Origin of the sequence: Nocardia sp. CA-129566 (assembly GCF_050956075.1) — a bacterium.
GTDB lineage: Bacteria > Actinomycetota > Actinomycetes > Mycobacteriales > Mycobacteriaceae > Nocardia.
Genome location: NZ_CP192085.1, coordinates 3,582,382 through 3,607,130 on the forward strand (window position 1 = coordinate 3,582,382; position 24,749 = coordinate 3,607,130).

Genomic DNA, 24,749 nt, shown 5'->3' on the forward strand with positions numbered 1-24,749 from the left:
CGGTCGGATAGGGTGTTGCGGTCGCGGCGTGGAGAGGTGGTGGCATGACTCAGCATCTTGGCGAGGCGAATGTCGAGCAATCGGCGGGCGCCCCGCAGTCGAACGGTGCGGCCACCCCGGATGCATCGAAGCCCAAGCCGCAGGTGAGCGGCACTTCCGCGGCGGCGCGTCAGCCCGGGACCGCGGCCGCCGTGCCGACCTCCGCATCCCGGCGGGTGCGCGCCCGCCTGGCCCGGCGCATGACCGGTCAGCGCGGTATTGCGGCGGTCAAACCGGTGCTCGAACCGCTGGCCAGCGTGCATCGCGAGCTGTATCCGAAGGCGAACCTCACCCTGCTGCAGCGCGCCTTCGACGTCGCCGACGAGCGCCACGCCCACCAGTTCCGCAAATCCGGTGACCCGTACATCACGCATCCGCTCGCGGTCGCCAATATCCTGGCCGAACTCGGCATGGACACCACCACGCTGGTCGCGGCGCTGCTGCACGACACCGTGGAGGACACCGGCTACTCGCTCGAGCAGCTGACCCAGGATTTCGGCGCCGAGGTCGCACATCTGGTCGATGGCGTCACCAAGTTGGACAAGGTCAACCTGGGCGCCGCCGCCGAGGCCGAGACCATTCGCAAGATGATCATCGCGATGGCACGCGACCCACGCGTACTGGTGATCAAGGTGGCCGACCGCCTGCACAACATGCGCACCATGCGTTTCCTGCCGCCGGAGAAGCAGGCGAAAAAGGCCAAGGAAACCCTCGAGGTGATCGCGCCGCTGGCGCACCGCCTCGGTATGGCGACGGTCAAATGGGAACTCGAGGACCTCGCGTTCGCGATCCTGCACCCGAAGAAGTACGACGAGATCGTGCGACTGGTCGCCGACCGTGCGCCCTCGCGCGATACCTACCTGGCGCGGGTGCGCGCGGAGATCGTCAATACCCTTGCGGCGTCGCGGATCAACGCGATCGTCGAGGGCCGCCCCAAGCACTACTGGTCGATCTACCAGAAGATGATCGTCAAGGGTAAGGACTTCGACGATATCCATGACCTGGTCGGCATCCGCATCCTGTGCGACGAGGTCCGCGATTGCTACGCGGCGGTCGGCGTCGTGCATTCGCTGTGGCAGCCGATGGCGGGCCGGTTCAAGGACTACATCGCCCAGCCGCGCTACGGCGTCTACCAGTCGCTGCACACCACGGTCGTCGGCCCGGACGGCAAACCCCTCGAGGTGCAGATCCGCACCCAGGACATGCACCGCACCGCCGAATTCGGCATTGCCGCGCACTGGCGCTACAAGGAGACCCGCGGTAAGCACTCCAATGACTCCACCGAAGTCGACGATATGGCGTGGATGCGTCAACTCCTCGACTGGCAGCGTGAGGCCGCCGACCCGGCGGAGTTCCTGGAATCGCTGCGCTTCGATCTGAAGTCGCCGGAGATCTTCGTCTTCACTCCGAAGGGTGATGTGATCACGTTGCCGCAGAAGTCGACTCCGGTCGACTTCGCCTATGCGGTGCATACCGAGGTCGGGCACCGCTGCATCGGTGCGCGGGTCAACGGTCGTCTGGTCGCATTGGAACGTCAGCTCGAAAACGGTGAGGTCGTCGAGGTATTCACCTCGAAGGCGCAGAATGCCGGACCCAGCCGGGACTGGCAGAACTTCGTGGTCTCTCCGCGCGCGAAGGCCAAGATCCGGCAGTGGTTCGCCAAGGAGCGTCGCGAGGAGGCGCTGGAAAGCGGTAAAGAGCAGATCTCCAAGGAGGTCCGCCGCGTCGGGCTGCCGCTGCAGCGGTTGATGAGCGTGGACGCGATGACCGCGGTCGCGCACGAGCTGCACTACACCGATATCTCCACGCTCTACACCGCCGTCGGCGAACACCAGGTGTCGGCGCACCACGTCGTGCAGCGGTTGATGGCGCAGCTCGGCGGCATCGGCGATGTCGAGAACGAACTCGCCGAGCGCTCCACCCCGTCGACCACCCCGGCCCGCCAGCGCGTCACCGGTGATGCGGGTGTGCTGATTCCCGGTGCGCCCGGTACGGTCGCCAAGCTGGCCAAGTGCTGCACCCCGGTGCCCGGTGACGAGATCATGGGCTTCGTGACCCGCGGCGGCGCGGTCAGCGTGCACCGCACCGACTGCACCAACGCCGGTTCGCTGCGTGAACAGGCCGAGCGCATCATCGAGGTGGAGTGGGCGCCGTCGCCGTCCTCGGTATTCCTGGTGGCCATCCAGATCGAGGCCCTCGACCGCACCCGGCTGCTCTCGGATGTGACCAAGGTGCTCGCCGATGAGAAGGTCAATATCCTGTCCGCCTCGGTGGCCACGCACGGCGACCGGGTCGCGATCAGCAAGTTCACCTTTGAGATGGGCGATCCGAAACACCTGGGCCACTTGCTGAATGTGGTGCGCAACGTGGAAGGCGTCTACGACGTCTACCGGGTCACCTCGGCCACCTGATCACCCCGGTCGACCCCGCTGAACATCGCCGCAGGGCACGGCGTAACCGTAAGGGTTGTCGCGGTGCGGGCTGTGCGCGGTCGGCCGGTCACTGGAATGCGAAGTCCACGTTGATGATTCGAATCGCCGCAGGGGCCCGCACCGATTGCCCGGTGATTTCGGGGGCCGGAAACTTGTCGGAATACCCATGACGGCACGCCGCGAACTGCCATCTGTTCCATGGCGGTTCGCGCGAACTTTTCGTCGAACCCGCAGTAGGAGCCGGAATCTGTTACGGTCTATTGCGTTTCATGGCGTTTTGGTTGGGTGCGGCAACACGAATTGATTGCGGATCGCTATGACGAAGTACGCGGCACGGATGTCGGGAATGCTGGTCGCATTCACCGTTGCTGTGGCGACCGCGGGAACCGCCGCGGCACAACCGTCCGATCCCGCTGGCCCCACGACGAATATCACCATCGGCACCTGTCCGGCACTGTACGCGTTGGGAATTCAGGGCACCGGCGAATCGTCGCCCGATGCCGCTCCGACCACCGATACCGGCATGCTCTCCACGGTCTTCATGCCCATGCTCGCCGAGGCGCCGCAGCCCGGTTTGGTCGATCGGGCCTACGTCCCTTATGAATCCGGCTTCGGCGGCGCGACCGCGGGTGGTGCCGCGTCGTACGCGGAGTCGGTGACCGGCGGATTGGCGCGGCTGCGTGCGATGGCCAAGGATGTCGCGGACCGCTGTGCCGAGACCCGTTTCGCGATCGTCGGCTATTCGCAAGGCGCGCATGTGGCCTCGATGTTCGCGCAGGAGGTCGGCCAGGGCCATGGTGTGGTCGCGCCCGACAGGGTCGCGGCGGTGGCCCTGTTCGCCGATCCGACCCGCAATCCCGGTGCGCCGCTTTTTCCCGGCTCGCCGGGCAAGGCGACGCCCGATCCCGCACCGGGCACCTCGGGCGATCAGATCGCCTCCATCGCGGCATTGCCGCAGGAACCCGCCAGCGGCGGCGGCATCGGGCCCGAACGCGATAAGGCCGCCAACTTCGCCGCGCTGACCGGCCGCGTCGCCAGCTTCTGTGCCGCAGGCGATCTCGCGTGCGACGCGCCGGAGGGTGCGCCGATCCTCAAAGCGGTGGCCAGTATCGCGGGCCAGACCAAGTTGAGCGGCGGCGATCCGATCGCCTCACTGGTTTCGATCGCACAGGCGCTGGCCTACACCTCGATCAAGACCGCGACGAAGGTGATCAACGAGGACGTCCAAGGCAACTCGCTCGCGAATTTGTCGATCTCGCCGCAGAAGTCGATTTCCCAGCGCCTCGCCGACGCCGCCGACCCGCGCACCCCGCTCGATGCCCCCGCGGCACTGCGGGCACTGCTCGAGGTCGGCATGATCGGTCTGAACGCCGTCGTGACAGTGGTCAAGGCGGTCATCAACCCGGCGAACATCACCCAACTCGCCACCGCTGGCCTGTCCGACCCGGTCTCCGGAATCCTACTGCTCGGTACGAATTTGCTGGGCGCGGTGACCCAGCTGGTGCCGCCGACGACCGGTGTCCGGCTGGTCACCCAGGCCTTCGACGCGGTTGTACAGAACATCACCGACAACAGTGACCTGCTCAATGTGACCACCTGGGTGCGGTATTGGGACACCGTCCAGCGCCACGGCGCCTACGGCAGCGCGGCCGTGACCGCCACCGGTGCGGCGCCCACCCGATTCGTGGCCGACTGGTTCGCCGCGGTGGCACACGATCTGGCCGACGAATTCGGCAGCGGCACGATACCGCAGGGCGGAAGCACCAAGCCGAGTACCGGATTCTTCGGACAAACTTCCGGCGCGTCGACTACGCCGAATACCTCCGGTACGGGACAATTTCCGTTTGGGACAGGAGCCGATGGCGCCTCATCCGGCGGCGCGACGTCGGCTCGCCCTACCGTGGTACCCGGCACCGCAAACGACACCTACCCGTTCTCCACGAACTGATCGCCGAGAGGGTCCGATGATGCATCACGTGCCTCGCGCTGCGGGAAGTGGGGAATGTTGAAGTCGTACAAACAGCTGTCGCGCTGGTACGGCGCGCTGGAGCCGGAAGCGGATGTGTCCGACCCGCCGCAACACGACGAGGCCGGATTGCAGATGCCGGGCGATGAGGACGGCCCGGCCCGGTATCCGCACTACATTCGCGAAGAGGATCCCGACGAAATGCGCGCGCGCAATGAGGTTCCGGCCGATCTGGGCTCCAATCGCAGCGAATTCACCGGTGGCTGGTCGGACTGGGTCGCCGGGCACGCGCCCGGCCCCGACGACGACTACACCGGGCCGCGCGATGGCGAACTCGTCCAGTTCCCATGGCCGGAGGACGAACACGACAACGGTGGCGTCGCGCGGTCCGCGCGCGCGACACGGGCGTTGCGCCAGGAGGCGCGCGATCACCCATCCGCACGGCGCGCCCGGGTGGTCGCGGTGCTCGTCATTGTCGTACTGCTGCTGGCAGCTGCCGCCGCGGGCGCGATCTATCTCGTGCGTTCCTCCGGTGAGCACGGCGCCGCACCGGTCGTGCCCTCGATGCAGTTCACCGCGGGCAGCGTTCAATCCCGGGGCATTTCGGATTGCCCCACCGAACGCGCCGACCGCATCGTGCGCAGTGCCGAACCCGGTGGCACCGCGTCCGGACCGGACGCGATCCTGGCATTTCAGTACGCCTACTACGTGGAACGCTCCGGCTCGCGAGTCCGGGCGGTGGTCGCGCCGGATTCGAATATCTCCGCCGCCGAGGTGATCCAGCACGGCATCGACACCGTTCCGGTCGGCACCACGCACTGTGTGCGGATTCAGACCATCACCGAGAACCGGTATTCGGTCGAGGTCACCGAGTACCGGCCCGGCGGCGCGCCCGCCACGTACAACACGCAGACCGTCACCACGGCGATGGTCGACGGCCGCACGCTCATCACGGGCATCGCGGCCGGATGAGTAGGGAGAGCTGATAGCGATGGGAGACGACTGGAGCCGCTGGCTCGATGACGCACCCGATGCGGGTGATTCGTCGGACCGGCATGCGCCATCCAAGGCTCCGGTGGTGCGACTGCGGCGTAGCAAGCGCGGTGAGAGCGAGTCCGCGGAACCGACGCAGCGTTCGATTCTGGTGGTCGGAGGCTGTGGTGGTGCGGGGACGACAACCACGGCATTGGGCCTGGCGGGGGAGTTGGGCATGGCGGGTACGCCGACGGTTGCGGTGGACGCGACCGCGGCGGGCAGTGATCTGGCGCTACGCGGAGCCGATGAGCACCTGCACCCGATCAGCCTGCAGTCGTGGTTGTACGGACGTGGCAACGATGAACCGGCGCCATTGAAGGAGTGTCTGTCGCAGGCGAGTTCGGGCATCGGATTGCTGTGGCGCGACGCCGCGCCGTTGCGTCGGCGTGCCACATATCTCACAGTCGCGCGCGCGATCTATGACGCCGGGTACACCGCGGTCTACGACGGTGGCAACCCGATTGCCGGACGGCAGCTGCGGCCGCTGCTCGATGACGCGGATGTCGCTCTGGTACTTGCCATTCCGGCGCGCGCCGATGCGGCGAACCGGCTGCGGGTCACTCTGGAATGGCTCGACGACCAGTTCGGGGACTCGGCCGAGGGGCAGGGAGCCGGCATCGTTGGCGACACCACGATTGTTGTCTCACACCAGATGTCGGGTGCGGACTCGCATGTTGCCGACCATTTGCGTGAGCATCTGTCCGGCTGGGTTCGTGACATCAGGGAGATTCCCTACGATCCGCATTTGGCACGCGGTGAACTCGTGCGCCACGCGTCGCTGGCCGCCGAGACGCGCCGTGCTTATGGGCGGCTGCTCGCCGGAGTGGCATCATGACGGCCGCCATGAAACTTCGCCGTCGATCCGAAGCCGCTCGAGCCGGTGTGGTCGCCCCACCGGAATCCCGTCGCGCACCCATCTGGGACCGTCCCGTGCCCGGCGTCGGCCGGGCGCCGCTGTGGTGGCTGCTAGGCGTGCACGGCGGTGCGGGAGCCAGTACGCTCGCGCATGTGCTTGCGCCCGCGGCGGATTCGGGCCGCCGCTGGCCCGGCGTCTTCGACCGCGAATCACCCTTTGTGGTATTGGTGGCCAGGGAGACCATTACCGGGCTCACCCGCGCGCATGACCTTCTGCGCCAACATCATTCGGGCTTCGCCGGATCGTGTGAGGTGCTCGGTCTGATCACCGTCGCCGCCCGCCCGGGTCGCCTGCCCGCCGAGATCCGCCGCTACCGCGACGTGGTCGGCTCGCTCGCGGGCCAGGTCTGGCAGATCCCATGGTACGAGGAATGGACTCTGGTCGAACCGGAGAAGCTGCCCATCTGGACCCCCGGCGACGAGCTTGCGCCGAAGAAGAAAAGGATCGACCCGCTTGAGGAAGTTCCGCTGGAGGTCCGCGAACTGGGTACCGATATTGTGGCGTCTGTGCGCGAAAACCTTGATGCCGGTGCAGATTTCGAAGACGGTGCGCCATGAGCCTGCTACTCGCGGTACACGACTCGTACGACGTCCTGGCTCAGGTCGGCGATCCCACGCCAGAGGCGCCGCCCAGCTCGGCGAAGCCGCCGGAGCAACCCGGCTGGCGACCGCCGAGTCAGTGAAGTCGAGCACCGAGTCGGCGAAATGCAAAGAACCTCTTCACTTCTCGAGAAAGGCAGCCGATGAGCATGATTCTCCTCGCCGTGCAGGACACGTACGGCACTGTCCTGGCTCAGGTCGGTAACCCGACCCCGGAGGCGCCTCCCGGCTCGGAGAAGATCTTGCAGCTGGTCCGGTACCTCACCTGGTTCGTATTGCTCTCCGGAATCTGCGGAATCACCTACGCCGGCGGCAAGTTCGCATGGGAGAAGTGGACCGGTGGTGGACTCGAATCGCCGAAGATGGTGGCCGGAGCCATGATCGGCGGGGTGGTCGCGACCAGCGCGGGCACCATCATGAACGCCGTCATCGGAACGTGATGTCCACGATGTCGACCGTGCGAATGTCCGCGGCGGAACTGCTCGCCTACAAGCAGATGCCCGCCGAAGTGCTGCAACCGCTGATGCAGCTGCTGAACTGGTTGCTCTGGTTCGTGCTGCTGGTGTGCCTGGCGTGGATGATCGTCTCCGCGGGCCGCCTGTGGATCGCTTTCCGCAGCGATCTGGCGATGAACGACGCCTCGCACGGCGTATTGATGAGTCTGCTCGGGGCGGCGGTGGCGAGCACGGCCTCGGGGATCGCGTTGGCGTTCCTGCCGACGTGAACCGGGATGGGGACGGCCCTGGCATGAATTCCACACCGCTGGCGACCGCTCGCCGGTCGCGCGCAACAGCAGAGCCGTGTGAGCACCCGCGAAACCACCTCATCGCGCGGCGACGGCGCATCCGCACGCCCGCGGCGGGCGTGTTCGGTGCTGCCCTGCTGCTGGCGACGGTCGGCTGCGGCGGCGGTGACGGCGATTCCGGTCCGAACCTGTCGGCGGCGCCGACCCAGGTGCGGTGGCAGCCGTTCCAGGGTGTCGCACTTCCGAACGCCGCGCAGGGGCCCAAGAAGGCGGCCGACGGCGCCGCAACGGGTTTCGAGCACTCGCCGACCGGTGCGGCCTTGGCGGCGATCGTCCACACGGTGCGATTGTCGATCGCCGCCGACAGTCAGTGGCCCGATATCGTGCGCCTCGAGGTGGTGCCGGACAAGGCGCGAGACGAGTGGTCGGTGAACCGCCTGCAGCTCTCGATCACCGGCCCGGCAGCGCCCGAGTACGCGCCGAGACTGTTGGGTTACAAGATCACCAGCTACACCGACGCGGCATCGGCCATCGATGTCTATACCGACTATTCGGACAACTCCAAGGCGGTGAATCACACCAGCGTCGAGTGGTTCGGCAACGACTGGAGGTTACGGCTGCCCGACCCGGAATCAACCGCCCGGCCCATTGAGTCGGTCGATGAATTACCCACGGACATAGTGAAATTGGAGGCACCGGCATGAGCGAGAAGGAGTCGTACGCGCGCGATCGCGTCTCCTTCGGTGTCATCGCGTCCGCGGCCGTGGTGGTGCTCATCATTGTGGTGGGCATATTCGTCTTCATCGGGCGGGACGATTCGGGTTCCCGTGGCGACAAGGCCGCCGCAGCGGGTTCCGGTGCGGAGGGTTTCGCGACCCCCGACGTGGATATCCTCGGCAGGCGCGTCGATATCCCGAACAACCCTGCCGGACAACCACTTCCACAGGATCCGACCCGTCAGCGCAAGCCATCCGACGCGGACTGGCTGACCGCGGCCCCGGAGGGCACCACGGCACCGCACGGCTGGCAGCGGGTCTACGGCGCCTCGGTTCCGTTCTCCACCTCCGATGGCCCCACCCGCATCGAAGACGGTCTGGCCGTTGGCTATTCGCACACCCCACAGGGCGCGGTGCTCGCGGCAGCCCAGATCACCTACCGCCTCAACGCCCGCCCCGCCGACCGCGACCTCTACGTCCGCCAGGTGCGTGTCTCGGCCCAGCAGATCGCCGCCTACGACAAGGCACTGTCCCAGGACAAGCTGCCGGAACAGCAGCCGGACAAGATAACTAAGTACTTCGTCGCCTCGGATGCGTTCAGGGTCGAGAACTATGCGGATGATCTGGCGATCATCCAGTTCGCCACCCGCGGTCCCGCGGTCGACGGCAAGCCGCTGTGGGCAGCCCTGCGATTGGTGATGATCTGGGATGCGGGGGACTGGCGGCTCAAGCCGGCCGTGTCCACTAACGCGCAGACCGAGTACGTCGAATCCTTGAACGGGTGGACGAAATGGTGAGCCCAGGGCCCGGATCGGGTCCGGCACGTAACCGTTCGCCGCTCGCGGTTCTCGGCGTCGGCGCGCTGCTCGCGGTGGTCGTCGCGGTCGCGGTGACCCTGGTCGCGATGCGGGACAACGCCGTTGGCGGCGACCAGGTGTCCAAGACGGGGACAAGTTCGGAGAATGTTCCCGAGACCGGTGCGGTGGGCTTCGGCAACCCGGACGTCGACATGTTCGGCCGCCGGGTGGATGTACCCGCCAACGGCACAGGCGTTGCGCTGGAACAGAATCCTGCACTGCGACAGCAGCCCGGCGGTCCGACCTGGCAGACCGCCGCACCGCAGCCCGCCAGTGGACAAGGCCTGTGGCAGCGCGTGTTCGGCGGACCCGTTGTGCGGTTCTCCACCTCCGATGGTCCGGCACGCATCGACGGCAAGGCAGCCGTCGGATTCGCCCACACGCCGCAGGGCGCGGCCCTGGCGGCCGAACAGATCTACTGGCGCACCAATGCCAACCCGCGCGACCGTGACCTGCTGCTGCGGCTGGTCGAGGTCACGCCGCAATATCTGGCCGATTACGACCGTCTCGTGGCCGAGGGCAAGGTCTCGGATCGACTGCCGGACAAATTGAGACCCTTGCTGTTCGCTTCGGATGCGTTCCGAATCGAGAGCTATACCGAAGATTCCGCGATCGTCCAGTTTGCGAGAAAGGCCCGAGAAACAGCTGATGGCCAACCAACATGGGTCGGCATGCGCCTGGCAGTCGTATGGCGCGAAGGCGATTGGAAGCTCACGGCGGTGAGCGGACAGCAGCAAGTCCAGATCGATTCCCTGCGAAGCATCGAGGGGTGGACACAATGGTGAGGCGTCTAGTCACGATTTTCGCGGTCATCTTCACGGTGATGATCGCGACACCGACGGTGGCATACGGACAGACCTACGGTTTCGACGATACGTGCAACGAACTGCACGACACCCTCGACAACGTCGGTCTGCCGGGGGTATCCCTCGGTGACGCCGCGTCGGCCGCGTGCAAGGCGGGTAACGCCGCCTCGCATCCCGGCAGCGCCGCGAACGCGGTCAAGGACAAGGCCTGGGATTCGACCTTCGGCAAGGTCGTCGATTCGCTGATGAACGGCCTCGGCGAGGCCATCATCCTCGCATTGACCTTCTGGATGAAGGTCCCCAACGAGGCGGCCAGCGATAACGGTTCGTTGTTCGTGAAGATCAACGACTACACCTATCAAGCACAGATATTGCTGCTGATAGCCTCGGTGATCCTGTCCGGCGCCAGACTGGCCGAGGCCAGACGCGGCGCCGCGATGAACGAGGCGGCCGAATCGTTCCGCATGTTCGCCCGTGTGGTTTTCAGCTCCTGGATGCTCGGCGCCGTCATCGTCGCCGGTAGCCAGGCCTCGGATCGCTTCTCCGAGTGGATCATCAATGATTCGACCAATGGCAATGCCAAGGACCTGGCCGAGCTGATGGTGAAAACCAGTAAGCTGCAGGCGTTTTCGCCGGGTCTGGTGCTGATCATCGCGATCGTCGGATTGCTCGGCGCGCTGGCGCAGATCGTGCTCGCCATCGTCCGGCAGGGTCTGCTGCTCATCGCGGCGGGCGTGCTGCCATTGGCGGCGGCCGCGTCCGGTATGAATGTCGGCAAGCAGTCCTATCAGAAGCTGATCGGCTGGATCATCGCGTTCATGCTCTGGAAACCGGTGGCCGCCATCGTCTATATGATCGCGTTCACCACTGCGGGCCATGTGGATTCGCTGACCGATACCGGCGGGCTGCCCGAAGGTGAACAGGCACAGCGGATGCTGGTCGCGATCGTGCTGCTGTGCAGTGTCGCCTTCGTGCTGCCCGCGCTGATGCGGCTGGTGACGCCCGCGGTCGCGATCGTGGGTAGCGGCGGTTCCGGTCTCACCGCGGCGGGTGGAACCTTGCTGGCGGTAGGCGCTTTGGGCGCGATGGGTACCAAGGCGGTCTCGGTCAAGGGGGCCGCACCGGGTTCGGCGGGTTATGTCAGCGGTTCGTCCACCGGTCCGCGGCCGCCGGGCGGCGCGGGTGGTCCGCGTGGTGGCGGTGGCGCTCCGCGTCCGGTCCCGCCGCGTGGCGGCGGCGGCGGTGGTGGTGCCGCGACGGGCGCACCTCCGCGCGCCTCCGTCCCGCAGGGCGGGGCGGGAGTACCGTCCGGAGCGTCCAGGGCGGCGGGCGCGATCGGCGCGGCCCGTGCCGCGACCGCGCCGCTGACCAGGGCCGATGAGGCCATGGGTGATGTGGCCGGTGACCGCTGGGCGAATCGTTCGCCCGACCTCGGGAGGAGCACCATTCCGCGATGACGATGACGACGAGCGATCCCTACGAGCGCCGCTCGTACGGGCTGTGGCAGAAGCCGCGCAGCGCAGGCCTTTTCGGTCTGCGCTGGGAAGAGACCGTCATCGGCTTCGTCGTCGTGATCACGGCCCTGATCTGCGCCATGGTCGGCGGGTTCCAATGGGGTCTGATCGTGGGCGGTACCGGCGTTGTCGTGATGGTTCCACTGGTGTGGCGGACCGGGGGCCGCTCCGGATACGAGAACGGATTGATGATGTTCAACTGGATGCGCTCACGCAGCCGCGGTGAGCATGTGTACCGAGGTGGCCGGTTCTCGCGGATACCGGGCGGTGTCACCCGGCTACCCGGGCTGCTCGCCCCCTCGAAGCTCTATGAGGGCATCGATGCGGGCGGTTACAGCTTCGGCATGATCCACCTACCGCAATTCGCCCAGTACACAGTGGTTTTGCGGGCATGGCCACAGGGCCACGAGGCCGTCGATCAGCCGGTCATCGATCGCTGGGTCTCGGCATGGGGCACCTTCCTCGCCTCGGTCGGCCAGACCAGTGACATCGTCGCCGTGGTTCCGGTGATCGATACCGTGCCCGAAACCGGCAACCGGCTGCTCACCGAGGTCTCTACCATCACCCGGCCGGAGGCGCCGGAACTGGCGCAGCAGGTGATGTACGAACTCGCGACCGAACTACCGCAGGAACGGGTGCAATTGCTGCCACGGGTCGCGATCACCTTCAAGGCGACCACCGCCGAGCGGCGTAAGAATCCCGCCGAGGAGGCCGTCGAGATCGGGCGCCGGCTGCCGGGCATCTGCGCCGCACTCGCCGAGGCGGGCGTGCGCGCCCAGCCGATGTCGGCCGATGAGGTCATCTCGTTCATCCGGCGCAGCTACGATCCGGCCTCCCAGGCCGATCTCGAGGTCGCCGCTGGCGAACCCGAAGGGCACGGGCTGGATTGGGCCGATGCCGGACCGGTCTCGCACGACGAGAAGTGGGACCACCTGGTGCACGACGGCGGCCGCTCGGTCACCTGGGAGATGGACGCCGCACCCGAGGGCGCGGTGGACGAACGGGTGCTGCAGCGGCTGCTTGCGCCGAATCCCGAAGTGCCGCGCAAGCGCATCGCCATCGTGTACCGTCCGCATTCGGCCGCCGACGCCGCCGAAATCGTCGATGACGACTTCAAGAATGCGCTGGTGGCACAGCAGAGCGAACGCGGTGTCGTCTCGGCGGCCGCGACCCTGCGGGTGGGCGCCACCCAGCAGGCCCGTGAGGAACAAGCCCGGGGTCACGGTGTGACCCGCTTCGGGGCGTTGGTGACCATTACCGAGCCCCTGCGCGGCGATCTGCCGCGTATCGAAGCCATTACCCGCGACCTGTCCACACAGGCGCGGTTGAAGATCCGGCGGTGCTATCGCTATCAGGCGGCGGCCTTCGCGGCCTCGCTCGGTTGCGGGGTGATCCTGCCGGAACACGCGACAATTCCGAAAGCCTTGGCGGGGTGAGCGATCCATGGCACGTGAGTACGAGCCACCCGTGCGCGAGCGGGACGAGGTGCGCCGCAGGCGGCGTCCCGAGGACGACGCGTTGGCGCCGCCGACCGATGACGGTGGGCCCCGCCCCGCGCAGGGACGGGGACAGCGGCCCAGCGGCGACCGGGTCGAGCGGTCGGGCATCGAGGAAATGCCCGACCGGGATCGGCGGTCCGCGCGGGTGAGCGGCGGCGAGCGGACCGGGATGGGCCAGACATCCGATCGGGAGCGGCGACCGTCGCGCGATGCGGCAGAGCGTCGGGCGCGTTCCGGCGCCGGGGCCGCCGACGGTGGCCGTGCCGATCGGCCGCGGTCCGGATCCGAGCGCGAACGCAGCAGGTCCGAAAACGGCCGCGGTGAGCGAACTTCGGCCGATCGTGGCCGTCTCGACGGCGCCAGGACCGCCCGCCCCGCACGCGAGGGCGCACCACAACGATCGGTACGGGGGGTACGGGTGGCGCGACCGGATCGCAACGGAGCCAGGACGAGTCGCGATGCACAGCGCGCGGCCAAGCTCGACTACACCGCCGACCGTGCGATGGGCACCCCGCAGACCGATAAGGCCGCCCGCCGGGCAAAGGCCAGGGCCGATAAGCGCAAACAGTCCGGTCCGCCCCTGCTCGACGATGTGACCCGGGCCAAACTCGAACAGATCAGCCGCGAGGGCACCGGCCTGCGGGCGGCCTTCGCGACCTTCCGCGTCCGCACCGACGACATCCGTCGGCGCAACTACGCGGCCCGCGCCGAACAGGTTTTCGAGGACGGATTCGACCGCAGCACGGCCCAACTCACCGATCGCGGCTATCTTGGCCCGGGTGGCGGCCGGATGAATGTCGTCGGCCGCCCGGTCGAATACCGGGCCACCACCGCCCAGGTGGCCGGTCTGTGGCCGTGGTCGGTCGGCGCGGGTGCGCCGTTGATCGGCACCCCGCTCGGTTCGCATCTGCACACCGGCGCACCGGTCTGCTTCGACCCGATGAACTGGTTCCTGCGCGGCAGCTTCATTACCGCGCCCAGCCTTTTCGTCTTGGGGCTCAACGGTTTCGGTAAGTCCTCGCTGGTGCGCCGGATCGTGCTCGGCGGTATTGCGCAGGGCATCACCCCGCTGATCCTGGCCGACGTGAAACCGGACTACCGCAAGCTGGTCGAGTTGGTCGGCGGTCAGGTGATCGACCTCGGCTACGGCCACGGCAAGCTCAACCCGCTCGCTGCGGGTGTGCTCGGTTCGGTCGTGCCGATGCTGGACGAGCTTCCCGCACTGCAACTTCAGGTGCTGCAGGACCTGCGCGCCCGCCAGGTCACGCTCATCGCCGGTCTGGTGGAACTCGTGCGCGGCGCACGCGTGCGCGACTACGAGGAGACCCTGATCGCCACCGCGCTGCGCATCCTCTACCGGCCGGGCAGTGGTTATACCCCGGACCGGCCGCCCATCATGGAGAACCTGCTCGAGGTGATCGTCAGCGGCGGTGAGGAATTGCAGCTCGACGCGGGCGCCGACGACCCCAACGAATATCAGGTCGCCATCAAGGGGCTGCGGCGTTCGCTGCGCGCGCTCACCCAGGGCCCCTTCGGCGCGATCTTCAACGGGCAGACCAGCGTTCCGATCGATACCAGCGCGGTCGCGGTCTGCATCGATGTCTCACACATCCCCACCGGCGACAAGAAACTCAAGGCCGCCGTGATGCTGGCCTGCTGGGCCGACGGATTCGCCTCGGTGGAGGCCGCGCATGTGCTCGCCGACGCGAATCTCGGCCCGCAACGCTATTTCCAAGTGGTGATGGACGAGCTGTGGCAGGTGCTCGGCCTCGGTGACTTCATGGTCGACCGGGTCGATGAGCTGACCCGTCTGCAGCGCACCATCGCCACCGCGCTGATCATGATCAGCCACACCATCAAGGACCTGCAAGCATTGGGATCGGAGGCCGCCATCGCCAAGGCGCTCGGCTTCCTCGAACGCGCGCGCGCCAAGATATTCGGCGCGCTGCCCGGCGAGGAGATCAAGCGCCTGGACAGCGTGGTTCCGTTCACATCCGCCGAGGAGGAGATGGTGACCGGATGGTCCGCACCGCAGGCGCTGACCGGTGAGGCGCTCAAACCCGGCCAGCAACGTCCGTCACCGCCGGGTACCGGCAAATTCCTATTGAAGATCGGTGAGGATCGCCGCCCCGGCATCCCGTTCCATATGGAATTCACCCTGTCCGAGAAGGAGAGTGGTATCCACGAAACCAACCAGCGTTTCTCCGAGTTCACCGAATCCACTTCGCGCGGTGGCGATTCCCCCAGTGGGAGTGCCGCATGAGAAAGCTCGCACTCTTATGGAGACCGGTTGTCTGTGTGAGGTGGGGCGCATGATGCCGCACCGGTCCTATCGCAGAGTGTCACCGGAGGTGCGTAAGGCCGCGGTCGAACAGGTCATCGCGCTGACCGGCAAATTGCGCAGCGAATCGGAGGCGTGTCGGGTGGTGGCCGAGCAGATCGGCGTGCATACCAATTCGGTTCGCAACTGGGTGCGCGCGGCCGAGGGACCGAGTCTGGAGCGCCTCGACGCGACCGCGTTGCGCCGCAAAGTCGCACTGCTACAACAACAATTGGCCGCCGCGGCGGAGATGAACCGCACGCTGGCCGACACCCTCAACGAATCTCGGCGGCAACGGTGAATCACCTGAATTCGTCCTGCGTTCGATCGGCGCCGCCGGGGATACGGTGACCGGGCGGACCGTCCTGTACCTGGCGCTGGCGAGCGTGCTCGGGTTGATGACCCTGGTGCTGGTCGTCGTGATGCCCGCCGTGGACGACGGGTGCGACGGCTCCTCGGTGCTCGGATCGTCGAGTGTGCTGCCGCCGCTGGGTGGCTACGCACCGGGTGGTTCCCGAGTCGCCGCTACCACTTCCGCCGCACGTACCGGCAGTCCGTCTGCCACACAGACCAATCCCACTGTCACACAGGCCAATCCGACCGCGACCGGGGCACCGTCGCTGGCCGCCGGTATCGGCCCGATCCGCCGGACCCTGCCATTGGCCGTTGGCACCTTCACCGTGTCGGATGTCTTCGGCGCGCGCGGCGGCACGCACCTGGGCGTCGACCTCGCGGCCACCGACGGCACCACCATCTACTCGGTATCCGATGGACGCGTCGTCGCGGCAGGTCCCGCATCCGGTTTCGGCAACTGGATCGTGGTCGACTCCGTCGATACCAACGGCCGCGCCTATTCGGCGGTCTACGGGCATATGTGGGACAGCGGTGTGCACGTACACGTCGGCGATACCGTTGTCGCCGGTCAGCCCATTGCCCAGGTCGGGTCGGCGGGCCAATCCAGTGGTCCGCACCTGCATTTCGAGATCGTCCCGGGCGGGCGCTTCACCGGTGGCCGCCAGATCGACCCGCTGCCTTGGCTCGACGGCGCCCCGACACCGGATGTCGGTGGCGCGCAGGCCTTCTCGTCCGATCCGCGCTGCAATCGTGGCTTCGGCACGGCGGGCGGCGCGCTGGCGGCGGGCAAGGTACCGCAGGAACTCGAAATCTGGTATCGCCGTGCGGGTTCCATCTGCCCGCAGATCACCCCCTCGCTGCTGGCCGCACAGGGCAGGCAGGAGTCCGGATTCCGGCGCGGCGCGTCCTCACCCGCTGGCGCGCAGGGGCTGGCCCAGTTCCTGCCCGGGACCGCGGCCAGTATCGATCCCGACGACGGTCAGCCCTATGTCATCGATGCCGATGGCAATGGTGTGGCCAGCGTGTGGGACGACGGTGACGCGATCATGGGTCAGGGCCGCTATATGTGCGCCATCGCGCGCAAGATCGTCGGATGGGAGTCCGCGGGCCGGGTGCAGGGCGATGTCGTCGCGCTGACCCTGGCCGCCTACAACGCCGGTGAGGGTGCGGTACTGGCCTCCGGCGGCATGCCGAACCTGGTGGCCGCACACTATGCGGAGACCCAGCCCTATGTCGCGAATATCCTTGCGATGGAACCGCTGTACCGCGCGCAGGGCTCCAATGGGCGCTTCACTCCGCAGGAGGGTGTGGGCCGCGGGCAGATCGTCCAGGCGGCCCAGCAATGGCTCGGCACTGCGTACGTCTGGGGTGGTGGTGGTCCGCAGGGACCGAGCGGTGGCGGACTGGACGGACCCGGGCTCACCTCGGCCGCGGTGTTCGCGGCCTCCTCGGGCACGGTTACGCTGCCGCGGACCGCGGAACAGCAGTGGGAGGCGGGCATCGAGGTTCCCATGCGCAAGCTGGAGCCCGGCGATCTGGTATTCAGTTCGTTCGGCCCGCGTGGCCCCGCCGAGGTCGGAATCTATTCCGGCAATGGACGAATGATCAAATCCGTGCCCGCCGCATACGGGCATTCCAGTGGCGTAACCGAGGTTGCGGTGCCGGGTGATGGCCGCGGGAGGAGGGTACTGTGACGACAACCGCGACCGCGGCGGGGACGACAACCGTGACCGCGGCGGAGACGACAACCACGACCGCGGCGGAGACGACAACCGCGACCGCGGCGGGGACGACAACCGCGCGTGCGGCGAGCGAACACGCCGAAGCGTGTGCCGCGAGTGGACCGCCCAAGTATCGGCCATGGCGGTTAGCCTTGAATGACATATGCGCGAAACTGGTGGTGATGCTGGTGGTGAGCGTTGCGATGCTCGGTGCAGGGTGCGGCAGCAAGGACAAGGACGCGGGTTCCGCTGCGCCGCATCCACCCACGTCCACGACCCGGTTGCTGGAGGAGGTGCCCGCACCCGATCCGGTGACGCCCGATGGCGTCGCGGTGGCCGCGCTGAAGGAGATCTACTCCTGGCAGCCCGCCACCGAGGCCCAGGGCGCCTCGCTGTCGCGTGCGCGGAAATGGTTGGGGCCCAGCCTGATCCGCATACTGGACAGCACGCCCACCGCGGTGGAGACGCCGAAGGCGACGCTGCAGTGGGCCGACTGGGCCAAGGCACAGGCGCATATCGATGCCTTCACCTTCGCATCGGGTGAGCGCCCGCCCGCGAGCACGGATCCCAATGTCGAGCAGTTCAAGATCGGGATCGAGCAGACGGTCGTCTATCCGAACGGGCGCAAGGAATCCCTGCCGCCCACGACGGTGATCGCGACCGTCGTACGCACACCGGCGGGCTGGCGACTCGACGCGTACCGCTGAACCCGTACCAGCGACAACCGCATAGCTAGGTCCTAACAGGAGGCAGACATGGCGAAAAAGAAGGTGCAGGATCCGGCCGCGGTCGGACCCGATATCACCCTCTACCTGATCTACGCCAGTTTCGCGCTGCTCGGAACCCTCTGGCTCGCACTGCATCTCGGCAACGCGATGGCGGTCACGCCGCAGCACATTCCGATCAACCCGATCGAGATCGTCGCCGATCTCGCCAAGGGCAAGCTGCACTGGCCGCGCGCCTCCACCGTAATCGTGCTGCTCGTCGTCGCGGCGCTCATCGCCTATCTGGTGGTGCGCAAGAGGCTTGCCTCGCGTCGGGCGGTGGGCAGGCTCGCCGTCGACGAAAAGGCCGATGTCATGGGAAGCGGCAGCGCCATCAAGTCGCTCACCGAGGCCGGGGTCCGGGCCAAGGCCGATCTGCTCGGCGTGCGACTCGGCTACAACGACAGCCCCGGCGTACCGATCGGCATCGGCGTCGCCGACGGGGTGATGCTCTACGGCTCCTATGAGGATCTGCACCTGGACATTTGGGGCCCGCGGCAGGGCAAGTCGACCTCGCGGGTGATCCCGGCAATCCTGACCGCGATCGGCCCGGTACTGTCCACCTCGAATAAGCGCGATGTGGTCGACGCGACCCGAGATGTGCGCGAGGCCAAGGGAAGTCGCACCTTCGTCTTCGATCCGCAGGGCGTCGCAGGGGAGGAGCCCTCCTGGTTCTGGGATCCGCTGGACTGGGTGGACGCCCACCACGACGGCGCCGAGATGCGGGCCGCGCGGCTGGCCGGCCATTTCGCCGACGCCGACAACGGCTCCGACGCCAAGGGCGACGTATTCTTCGATCCGGAGGCCGAGGATCTGCTGGCCGGGCTGTTCCTGGCCGCCGCGCTCGGCAATCGCCCGATCGTCCAGGTCTGGGATTGGGTGACCAACCCCAACGACGCCGAACCCATCGAGCTGCTGCGCAATGCGAGCAAGCACTACACGGCCTCGGGCCTCGCGATGCAGTACAACGCCGATCCACGCACCAAGAGCGGCATCTTCGGCACCGCGAAGAAGATGATCCGCTGCCTGCAGCTGTCGAATGTGCATCCGTGGATCCTGCCCGGCGACAACCGCATGCAGTTCGACGAACTCGAATTCATCGAGAACAACGGCACTCTCTACAGTCTGTCGCTGGAGGGCCGCGGTTCGGCGGCGCCGCTGGTGAGCGCGCTCACCGAGGCTGTGGTCGATGTGGCCATGCGCAAGGCCTCGCGGTCGCCCGGCGGACGGCTGCCTATTCCGATGCTCGCCGTGCTCGACGAGGCGGCGAATGTGGTTCGCTGGAAGGATCTGCCCAAGCAGTACAGTCACTTCGGCTCGCGCGGCATCGTGGTGATGACGGTGCTGCAGTCCTGGGCCCAGGGTGCGCGCTGCTGGGGTGATGACGGCATGCTCGCGCTGTGGTCGGCGGCCAATGTCAAGGTGCTCGGCCCCGGCGTCGACGATATGAACTTCCTGCGGGACCGGTCCGAGGCGATCGGCGAGTACGACGCGATCTCCTCCTCGGTCTCGGAATCCAAAGGCGGCAAGAGCTATTCGCGGTCACTGGGTTCGTCGAAGACCTTCACCGTGAACGCATTGGCGACCCTGCCGCAGGGGCGCGCGATCGTTTTCACCTCCGGCCAGCCGGCGGTGCTCGTGCGCACCGTGCCGTGGTGGGAGGGCGACTACGCTGATGACGTGAAGAAGTCGATCTCGCACCATCTTCCGGGGCGCAAGACCGAGATCGCCGACCTGTTCGGCTCGCCCAACCTGACCAAGGCTGCTCCGCCACCCGAGCACGGCCAAGTCGAGGAGGTCCGGCCCCTGTGAAGGAGCGAACCATGGACACAGCACCATCGGGCGTCAGCGAGGTGGAGCAGTGACCGAACAGCAGCAACAGCCCATGATCTACACCAATGTGGTGGAGTTCGTCGAGAACTACCTCAGCCTGGTGTATCGGCGTCAGGTCACCGACATCAGTGAAACGGTGTGGTGCCCGGAGTGGTGGAAACATGCCGAGGCGGTGGCGCGGTTGGACGCGCTATGGCGCGCCTGGGAACACTACCGGCTGGAGCCGAGCACCGGATTGAGCATCTGGTTCCTCGACCACGCCGATCCGCATATGACCAAGCTGTTCGATCCGCGTGGCCCGTTCAAGTACTGCAGTGTGCGCAACGGCCACAAGGACATGCTCAGCCCGCTACCGCTGAAGTCCCCGGCCCAGGGGCTCTTCGGTGATCCGACCATCGGCGATTTCCGCATGTGAGAACTCCGAGAACGACGAAACGCCCGCTGATTTCAGCGGGCGTTTTGGTTTGCGGTGTGCGCCTTACTGTCTGACGCGTTCCAGGCCGCGGGCGTCCTGCTCCCGGCCCCGTGCCGCAGCGGCTCGGGCCGCTTCATCACGAATGCGAACCGCTTCTTCGGGCGGTTGGCCCTGGCCTACCTCGATGAGCATCCGCACCGCCGCCAATTCCGGTGCTATGCCGATGCGAGCGAGATGTGCCGCGATTGCCATCCGACGTTCCTGGGAGTCGTAACGAACGAGCGGTTTGGACTGAGCCGACGCGGTCGCGGCCATCCGACTGGCCTCGGCCTGTGCGGAGAATCGATCCTTCTCCAGTGAAATACCCTGCGCCGGTACCGATTTCTCGACCATGCGGGCCAATTCGAGATTGCGTGGGTCCTTCGCCTTGGCGTCTCGGGCCTCACGGATCTGCAGTTCCCGAGCCTCCTTGATACGGGCCTCGGTGACCTTGACGCGGGCTTCGGCTTCTTTCTGACCACGCTCCCGGGTCCGCAGCGCGACCAGGGTCGCAAGCTGCAACATAGTCTTCATCATCGCCGCGGTTTCCCGGCCGATGTCGTCCAGTTCCTCGGACATGGCTGCTCCCCGATGCTGCAGTGATCACTATGGATGTTGTGGTGCTTGACACGGACGCCGGCACGCCGAACTGTAATCCGTCGTGTCGGTGCCCCGCCTGCAAACGCGGACACCCAGAGGACTCGTTGCGTGGCACTCCCGAGGGGGTCGCCCGATCAGGGGATGACTACGCTACGCGTTCTCCTTCATTCGAGATTACCCGAGAAAGCTCGGCACCAACCGCGTGGGCGTGCCGCTTAACAGCATATATCGCACAATTCCGGCGGGTAGGCGAAAGCTTCGGAGTATCTTCGGTTTTAGCGCATCCTAACCGAACGATTAGGGTCGCCTACCCTAGGCTCATCCAGTGGATGACAGTTCGGGCCCGCTGCTCATTCTGCGCAGCGGGCCCGAACGAAGCGAGCACCCGGACCGGGCGTGTCACTAGTCGATGCGAACCGACTGGATGGTCACGGGGAGATTCGGCTTACCGTCGCCCTGGCCGTTGGAGTTGTCCTGACCGCCCGCGGCGATCTTGTCCAGTGTGGCCATGCTGTCCGGGTCGACCGTGCCGAAGATGGTGTAGTTCGGCGGCAGCTTCGAATCGCCGTAGACGATGAAGAACTGACTGCCGTTGGTGCCACCGCCGTCGACCGGATCCGGTCCCGCGTTGGCCATCGCGAGTGTGCCGCGCTTGTAGTCCATCGGCTTCTGTAGCGCCGGGTCGGCGGGGTTGTACTGATTGGTCGGGTACTCATTGTCGAACTGGTAGCCGGGACCGCCCGTGCCGGTGCCGGTCGGATCACCGCACTGCAGCACCTTCAGGCCCTCGTCCGCGGTCATGCGGTGGCAGATGGTGTTGTCGAAGTAGCCCTGTCCGGCCAGGCTGGCGAAGCTGTTCACGGTGCAGGGCGCCTTGGCGTTGTCCAGCGTCAGGCCGACGGGGCCCTGGGAGGTCTCCATGCTGACGCTGAGCTTGGCGTTATCGCCGGTGTTCTCGATGCCGCTGGTGCGCGGCTTGTTGACCGGCTTATCGGCGGGCTTCTGGCTGTTGCGGTAGTCGCAGCTGATGGCCGCGGGTTTGTTATCACTCTTGGTCAGGAAGTACACGCCGACGGCCGCCGCTGCCACCACGACCACGCCGAGCACGGACCCGGCGATCATGAGTCGCTTGCGCTTGCGCGCCCGATCGGCCCGGTTGGCCAGCTGGCGCTCCAGCTTGCGTTTCGCCGCTGCCCGTCGCTGTTCGTTGCTCGGCACTACCACGTTCCTCCCGTATCCGTTACGTACGGCACAGGATTGTGCCATCTATTCCTGAGACTGCTCAGCAGGCCATTTACCGCGCGGGCTAACCGGTTGGACTTGACAGGCGGTGGTGGTGGAAACTTGACCATCGTGACCAAGACCAGCAGCTTCTCCGCCCCGAAGGGGGTCCCGGATTACGTGCCACCCGGTTCGGCCGAGTTCGTCGCGGTGCGCGACGGCTTGATCCGCGCCGCCCGACTGGCCGGATACGGGCATGTGGAGCTGCCGATCTTCGAGGACACCGCGCTGTTCGCCCGCGGTGTCGGTGAGTCCACCGATGTGGTGACCAAGGAGATGTACACCTTCGCCGACCGCGGCGACCGCAGCGTCACGCTGCGGCCGGAGGGTACCGCCGGTGTTATGCGAGCGGTTATCGAACACGGACTCGACCGGGGCCAACTACCGGTGAAGCTGGTGTACTCGGGTCCGTTCTTCCGCTACGAGCGGCCGCAGGCCGGTCGGTACCGGCAGTTGCAGCAGGTCGGCGTCGAGGCCATCGGCGTCGATGATCCGGCACTGGACGCCGAGGTGATCGCGATCGCCGACGCCGGATATCGCGGGCTCGGACTCGACGGTTTCCGGCTGGAGATCACCTCGCTCGGTGATGAGACCTGCCGTCCGCAGTATCGAGAGCTGTTGCAGGAGTTCCTGTTCGGCCTGCCGCTGGACGAGGAGACCAAGCGAAGGGCGCAACTGAATCCGCTGCGCGTGCTCGACGATAAGCGGCCCGAGGTGCGGGAGATGACCGCGAACGCGCCGTTGATGATCGATCACCTGTCCGAGTCGGCGAAGACGCACTTCGAACAGGTGCTGGGATATCTGGACGCGCTCGGCATACCGTATGTGGTCAATCCGCGCATGGTGCGCGGCCTGGACTATTACACGAAGACGACCTTCGAATTCGTGCACGATGGACTCGGGGCGCAGTCGGGAATCGGCGGCGGCGGGCGCTACGACGGGCTGATGGCCGAGCTGGGTGGACAGCCGCTATCCGGTATCGGTTTCGGCCTCGGCGTCGACCGCACCGTTCTGGCCTTGCAGGCCGAGGGCAAATCGGCGGGGGATCCGGCGCGGTGCGAGGTGTACGGTGTGGCGCTGGGCGACGCGGCCAAACAGCGCCTTGTCGTGCTGGCGGCGCAGTTGCGAGCGGCGGGGATTCGGGTCGACCTGGCCTACGGCGGACGTAGCGTCAAGGGTTCCTTGAAGGCCGCCGATAAGTCCGGTGCGAAATTCACCCTGGTCCTCGGCGATCGTGACCTGGCCGAGAACACCATCGGCCTGAAGGATATGGCCACCGGTGAGCAGCGCCAGATCCCACTGGACGAGACGGTCGCCGCTGTCGCGGCGGCGTTGCGCCCGGCCGGGTAGTACGGTGCCCGAAGACGACATCCGCACCCATATGAATGCGCAGCCGTGCCCGTAGAGCCCATCGATCCCGGCGCAGCCGAACCGGTTCCGACGGTCGGACTCGACCTCGTCGCACCCGAAACCTACGCACCCATGCTGCGGCGACTCGCCCTCGCCGCGGTAGGGGTGGGTGTCGGTGCCGCACTGCTGGCGGCGCTGCTGGTGCCGTGGTCGATCGCGATCGCGATCGGTGTGGTCGTCGGCGTGCCGACGGTTGCCTATGCCATCGCGCTGCGACGGCGGCGGATGTGGTTGGCCGGGACCACGATTCACGCCAGGCACACCTTCGGTGAACGCCGGGTCGACCTGGCCGCCGCGAACGGCGTGGAGATCCTTGTCTACCCGGCCCGTTTGAGCCGAATTGTCCTGCGAGTCACCGCCGGCGCCGAATCCCAGGTTGTTCCGCTCGCGATGTACACCGATGCGGGCAGCGGTCGCGAATTACATCTGCTCGGCCTGCGCAAACTCGCCGACGCCCTGTCCGCCAGTGAACTCGCCGCGGCCGTCGCGGTGTCGACAATGCTCGTCCACCAGCTGCGCGCCGAAGCTCGCGACGCGGGCCTGGAGCAGCGTCCGCTGTACCGCGCTGTGCGGCTTGCCAGGGCGAAGGACTATGTGTCGCCGATCGTGCTGACCGATCAGGAAGTCGCGGGGTTGTGCTGAACTCGCGCACAGCGGATTTCGCGCGTGGCCGAGGTTGGCAGGATGCGTTGATGGGATGCTGAGTTGTGCGCGGGTTGAGTTGGCGGGTGGGTTGAGTGTCGCTGGCGGACAGCCTCTCTCCGTCGCGGATGTTCGCGTTTCCGCGGGATCCGCAGGCGCGAGTTGAGCTGCGCGACATGCGAATCTGCTGTCGGTGCGACACTGCGCACGATGCACGATTGCACGATGTGTCGAACGGCGGCATCG

22 protein-coding genes are annotated in these 24,749 nt (G+C 66.7%); 20 read left to right on the top strand and 2 right to left on the bottom strand.

Annotated elements, in window-relative coordinates; genetic code table 11:
* The first annotated feature begins 44 nt into the window (after window positions 1-44).
* The 18 genes from ACQP0C_RS15505 to ACQP0C_RS15590 all read left to right on the top strand — a co-directional run bounded on the left by ACQP0C_RS15505 (window position 45) and on the right by ACQP0C_RS15590 (window position 20,531).
* Window positions 45-2,450, top strand: coding sequence for a RelA/SpoT family protein (locus ACQP0C_RS15505; RefSeq protein WP_433733596.1), 2,406 nt, complete (start codon window positions 45-47; stop codon window positions 2,448-2,450).
* Window positions 2,451-2,787: 337 nt separating this feature from the next.
* Complete coding sequence (locus tag ACQP0C_RS15510; protein ID WP_433733597.1) at window positions 2,788-4,419, top strand: cutinase family protein; 1,632 nt, start codon at window positions 2,788-2,790, stop codon at window positions 4,417-4,419.
* Window positions 4,420-4,473: 54 nt separating this feature from the next.
* On the top strand, window positions 4,474-5,409 hold the full coding sequence (locus tag ACQP0C_RS15515; RefSeq protein ID WP_433733598.1) for a hypothetical protein: 936 nt from the start codon (window positions 4,474-4,476) through the stop codon (window positions 5,407-5,409).
* A 19-nt stretch (window positions 5,410-5,428) separates the two neighbouring features.
* Window positions 5,429-6,307, top strand: a complete 879-nt coding sequence (locus ACQP0C_RS15520) for a MinD/ParA family ATP-binding protein (RefSeq protein WP_433733599.1) — start codon at window positions 5,429-5,431, stop codon at window positions 6,305-6,307.
* Entirely contained in the window at window positions 6,304-6,945 is a 642-nt protein-coding gene (locus ACQP0C_RS15525; protein ID WP_433733600.1) for a DUF6668 family protein, read from the top strand. Before ACQP0C_RS15520 ends, ACQP0C_RS15525 begins: the two co-directional genes overlap by 4 nt.
* A 185-nt stretch (window positions 6,946-7,130) precedes the next feature.
* The gene (locus ACQP0C_RS15530; RefSeq protein ID WP_040692318.1) at window positions 7,131-7,427 is read left to right on the top strand and encodes a hypothetical protein; all 297 of its coding nucleotides are present in this window, start codon (window positions 7,131-7,133) and stop codon (window positions 7,425-7,427) included.
* An 8-nt stretch (window positions 7,428-7,435) separates the two neighbouring features.
* Window positions 7,436-7,711: a hypothetical protein gene (locus ACQP0C_RS15535; protein ID WP_354950750.1), complete on the top strand. Its 276-nt coding sequence runs from the start codon at window positions 7,436-7,438 to the stop codon at window positions 7,709-7,711.
* A gap of 23 nt (window positions 7,712-7,734) precedes the next feature.
* Window positions 7,735-8,436 carry a hypothetical protein gene (locus tag ACQP0C_RS15540; protein ID WP_433733601.1) on the top strand — a complete coding sequence of 234 codons (702 nt, stop codon included), beginning with the start codon at window positions 7,735-7,737 and terminating at the stop codon, window positions 8,434-8,436.
* Entirely contained in the window at window positions 8,433-9,245 is an 813-nt protein-coding gene (locus ACQP0C_RS15545) for a hypothetical protein (protein WP_433733602.1), read from the top strand. The genes ACQP0C_RS15540 and ACQP0C_RS15545 overlap by 4 nt, the downstream gene beginning before the upstream one ends.
* On the top strand, window positions 9,230-10,090 hold the full coding sequence (locus tag ACQP0C_RS15550; RefSeq protein ID WP_433733603.1) for a hypothetical protein: 861 nt from the start codon (window positions 9,230-9,232) through the stop codon (window positions 10,088-10,090). Before ACQP0C_RS15545 ends, ACQP0C_RS15550 begins: the two co-directional genes overlap by 16 nt.
* Window positions 10,084-11,568 carry a hypothetical protein gene (locus ACQP0C_RS15555; RefSeq protein WP_433733604.1) on the top strand — a complete coding sequence of 495 codons (1,485 nt, stop codon included), beginning with the start codon at window positions 10,084-10,086 and terminating at the stop codon, window positions 11,566-11,568. Before ACQP0C_RS15550 ends, ACQP0C_RS15555 begins: the two co-directional genes overlap by 7 nt.
* A gap of 2 nt (window positions 11,569-11,570) precedes the next feature.
* The gene (locus tag ACQP0C_RS15560) at window positions 11,571-13,061 is read left to right on the top strand and encodes an SCO6880 family protein (protein WP_433685657.1); all 1,491 of its coding nucleotides are present in this window, start codon (window positions 11,571-11,573) and stop codon (window positions 13,059-13,061) included.
* Between the two features lie 7 nt (window positions 13,062-13,068).
* The gene (locus tag ACQP0C_RS15565; protein ID WP_433733605.1) at window positions 13,069-15,387 is read left to right on the top strand and encodes a hypothetical protein; all 2,319 of its coding nucleotides are present in this window, start codon (window positions 13,069-13,071) and stop codon (window positions 15,385-15,387) included.
* 49 nt (window positions 15,388-15,436) lie between these two features.
* Window positions 15,437-15,745, top strand: coding sequence for a transposase (locus tag ACQP0C_RS15570; protein WP_355178213.1), 309 nt, complete (start codon window positions 15,437-15,439; stop codon window positions 15,743-15,745).
* A gap of 46 nt (window positions 15,746-15,791) precedes the next feature.
* Complete coding sequence (locus ACQP0C_RS15575; protein WP_433733606.1) at window positions 15,792-17,492, top strand: peptidoglycan DD-metalloendopeptidase family protein; 1,701 nt, start codon at window positions 15,792-15,794, stop codon at window positions 17,490-17,492.
* Entirely contained in the window at window positions 17,489-18,226 is a 738-nt protein-coding gene (locus ACQP0C_RS15580) for a hypothetical protein (RefSeq protein WP_433733607.1), read from the top strand. Before ACQP0C_RS15575 ends, ACQP0C_RS15580 begins: the two co-directional genes overlap by 4 nt.
* Before the next feature lie 48 nt (window positions 18,227-18,274).
* Window positions 18,275-20,095, top strand: a complete 1,821-nt coding sequence (locus ACQP0C_RS15585; RefSeq protein WP_433733608.1) for a type IV secretory system conjugative DNA transfer family protein — start codon at window positions 18,275-18,277, stop codon at window positions 20,093-20,095.
* A gap of 49 nt (window positions 20,096-20,144) precedes the next feature.
* A complete protein-coding gene (locus ACQP0C_RS15590) occupies window positions 20,145-20,531 on the top strand; it encodes a DUF4913 domain-containing protein (RefSeq protein WP_354950769.1) in 387 nt (128 codons plus the stop codon).
* A 63-nt stretch (window positions 20,532-20,594) separates the two neighbouring features.
* Here the strand turns inward: ACQP0C_RS15590 and ACQP0C_RS15595 are convergent, their stop codons facing one another.
* Together ACQP0C_RS15595 and ACQP0C_RS15600 are read right to left on the bottom strand one after the other, a co-directional pair.
* Entirely contained in the window at window positions 20,595-21,149 is a 555-nt protein-coding gene (locus ACQP0C_RS15595) for a hypothetical protein (RefSeq protein WP_433733609.1), read from the bottom strand.
* A 423-nt stretch (window positions 21,150-21,572) separates the two neighbouring features.
* Window positions 21,573-22,388, bottom strand: coding sequence for a peptidylprolyl isomerase (locus ACQP0C_RS15600; RefSeq protein WP_433733610.1), 816 nt, complete (start codon window positions 22,386-22,388; stop codon window positions 21,573-21,575).
* A 135-nt stretch (window positions 22,389-22,523) separates the two neighbouring features.
* Here ACQP0C_RS15600 and hisS point away from each other — a divergent pair, with 135 nt between their 5' ends.
* Both hisS and ACQP0C_RS15610 read left to right on the top strand, forming a co-directional pair.
* Complete coding sequence (gene hisS / locus ACQP0C_RS15605; protein ID WP_433734561.1) at window positions 22,524-23,801, top strand: histidine--tRNA ligase; 1,278 nt, start codon at window positions 22,524-22,526, stop codon at window positions 23,799-23,801.
* Between the two features lie 45 nt (window positions 23,802-23,846).
* Complete coding sequence (locus ACQP0C_RS15610) at window positions 23,847-24,503, top strand: hypothetical protein (protein ID WP_433733611.1); 657 nt, start codon at window positions 23,847-23,849, stop codon at window positions 24,501-24,503.
* Window positions 24,504-24,749 lie beyond the last annotated feature (246 nt).

Bases quoted from the DNA above. Each gene is read 5' to 3' on its own strand.
- ACQP0C_RS15505 (WP_433733596.1), top strand. From the start codon at position 45: ATGACTCAGCATCTTGGCGAGGCGAATGTCGAGCAATCGGCGGGCGCC.
- ACQP0C_RS15535 (WP_354950750.1), top strand. From the start codon at position 7,436: ATGTCGACCGTGCGAATGTCCGCGGCGGAACTGCTCGCCTACAAGCAG.
- ACQP0C_RS15515 (WP_433733598.1), top strand. From the start codon at position 4,474: ATGTTGAAGTCGTACAAACAGCTGTCGCGCTGGTACGGCGCGCTGGAG.
- ACQP0C_RS15525 (WP_433733600.1), top strand. From the start codon at position 6,304: ATGACGGCCGCCATGAAACTTCGCCGTCGATCCGAAGCCGCTCGAGCC.
- ACQP0C_RS15565 (WP_433733605.1), top strand. From the start codon at position 13,069: ATGGCACGTGAGTACGAGCCACCCGTGCGCGAGCGGGACGAGGTGCGC.
- ACQP0C_RS15520 (WP_433733599.1), top strand. From the start codon at position 5,429: ATGGGAGACGACTGGAGCCGCTGGCTCGATGACGCACCCGATGCGGGT.
- ACQP0C_RS15555 (WP_433733604.1), top strand. From the start codon at position 10,084: ATGGTGAGGCGTCTAGTCACGATTTTCGCGGTCATCTTCACGGTGATG.
- ACQP0C_RS15570 (WP_355178213.1), top strand. From the start codon at position 15,437: ATGATGCCGCACCGGTCCTATCGCAGAGTGTCACCGGAGGTGCGTAAG.
- ACQP0C_RS15595 (WP_433733609.1), bottom strand. From the start codon at position 21,149: ATGTCCGAGGAACTGGACGACATCGGCCGGGAAACCGCGGCGATGATG.
- ACQP0C_RS15530 (WP_040692318.1), top strand. From the start codon at position 7,131: ATGAGCATGATTCTCCTCGCCGTGCAGGACACGTACGGCACTGTCCTG.
- ACQP0C_RS15585 (WP_433733608.1), top strand. From the start codon at position 18,275: ATGGCGAAAAAGAAGGTGCAGGATCCGGCCGCGGTCGGACCCGATATC.
- ACQP0C_RS15560 (WP_433685657.1), top strand. From the start codon at position 11,571: ATGACGACGAGCGATCCCTACGAGCGCCGCTCGTACGGGCTGTGGCAG.
- ACQP0C_RS15510 (WP_433733597.1), top strand. From the start codon at position 2,788: ATGACGAAGTACGCGGCACGGATGTCGGGAATGCTGGTCGCATTCACC.
- ACQP0C_RS15545 (WP_433733602.1), top strand. From the start codon at position 8,433: ATGAGCGAGAAGGAGTCGTACGCGCGCGATCGCGTCTCCTTCGGTGTC.
- ACQP0C_RS15540 (WP_433733601.1), top strand. From the start codon at position 7,735: ATGAATTCCACACCGCTGGCGACCGCTCGCCGGTCGCGCGCAACAGCA.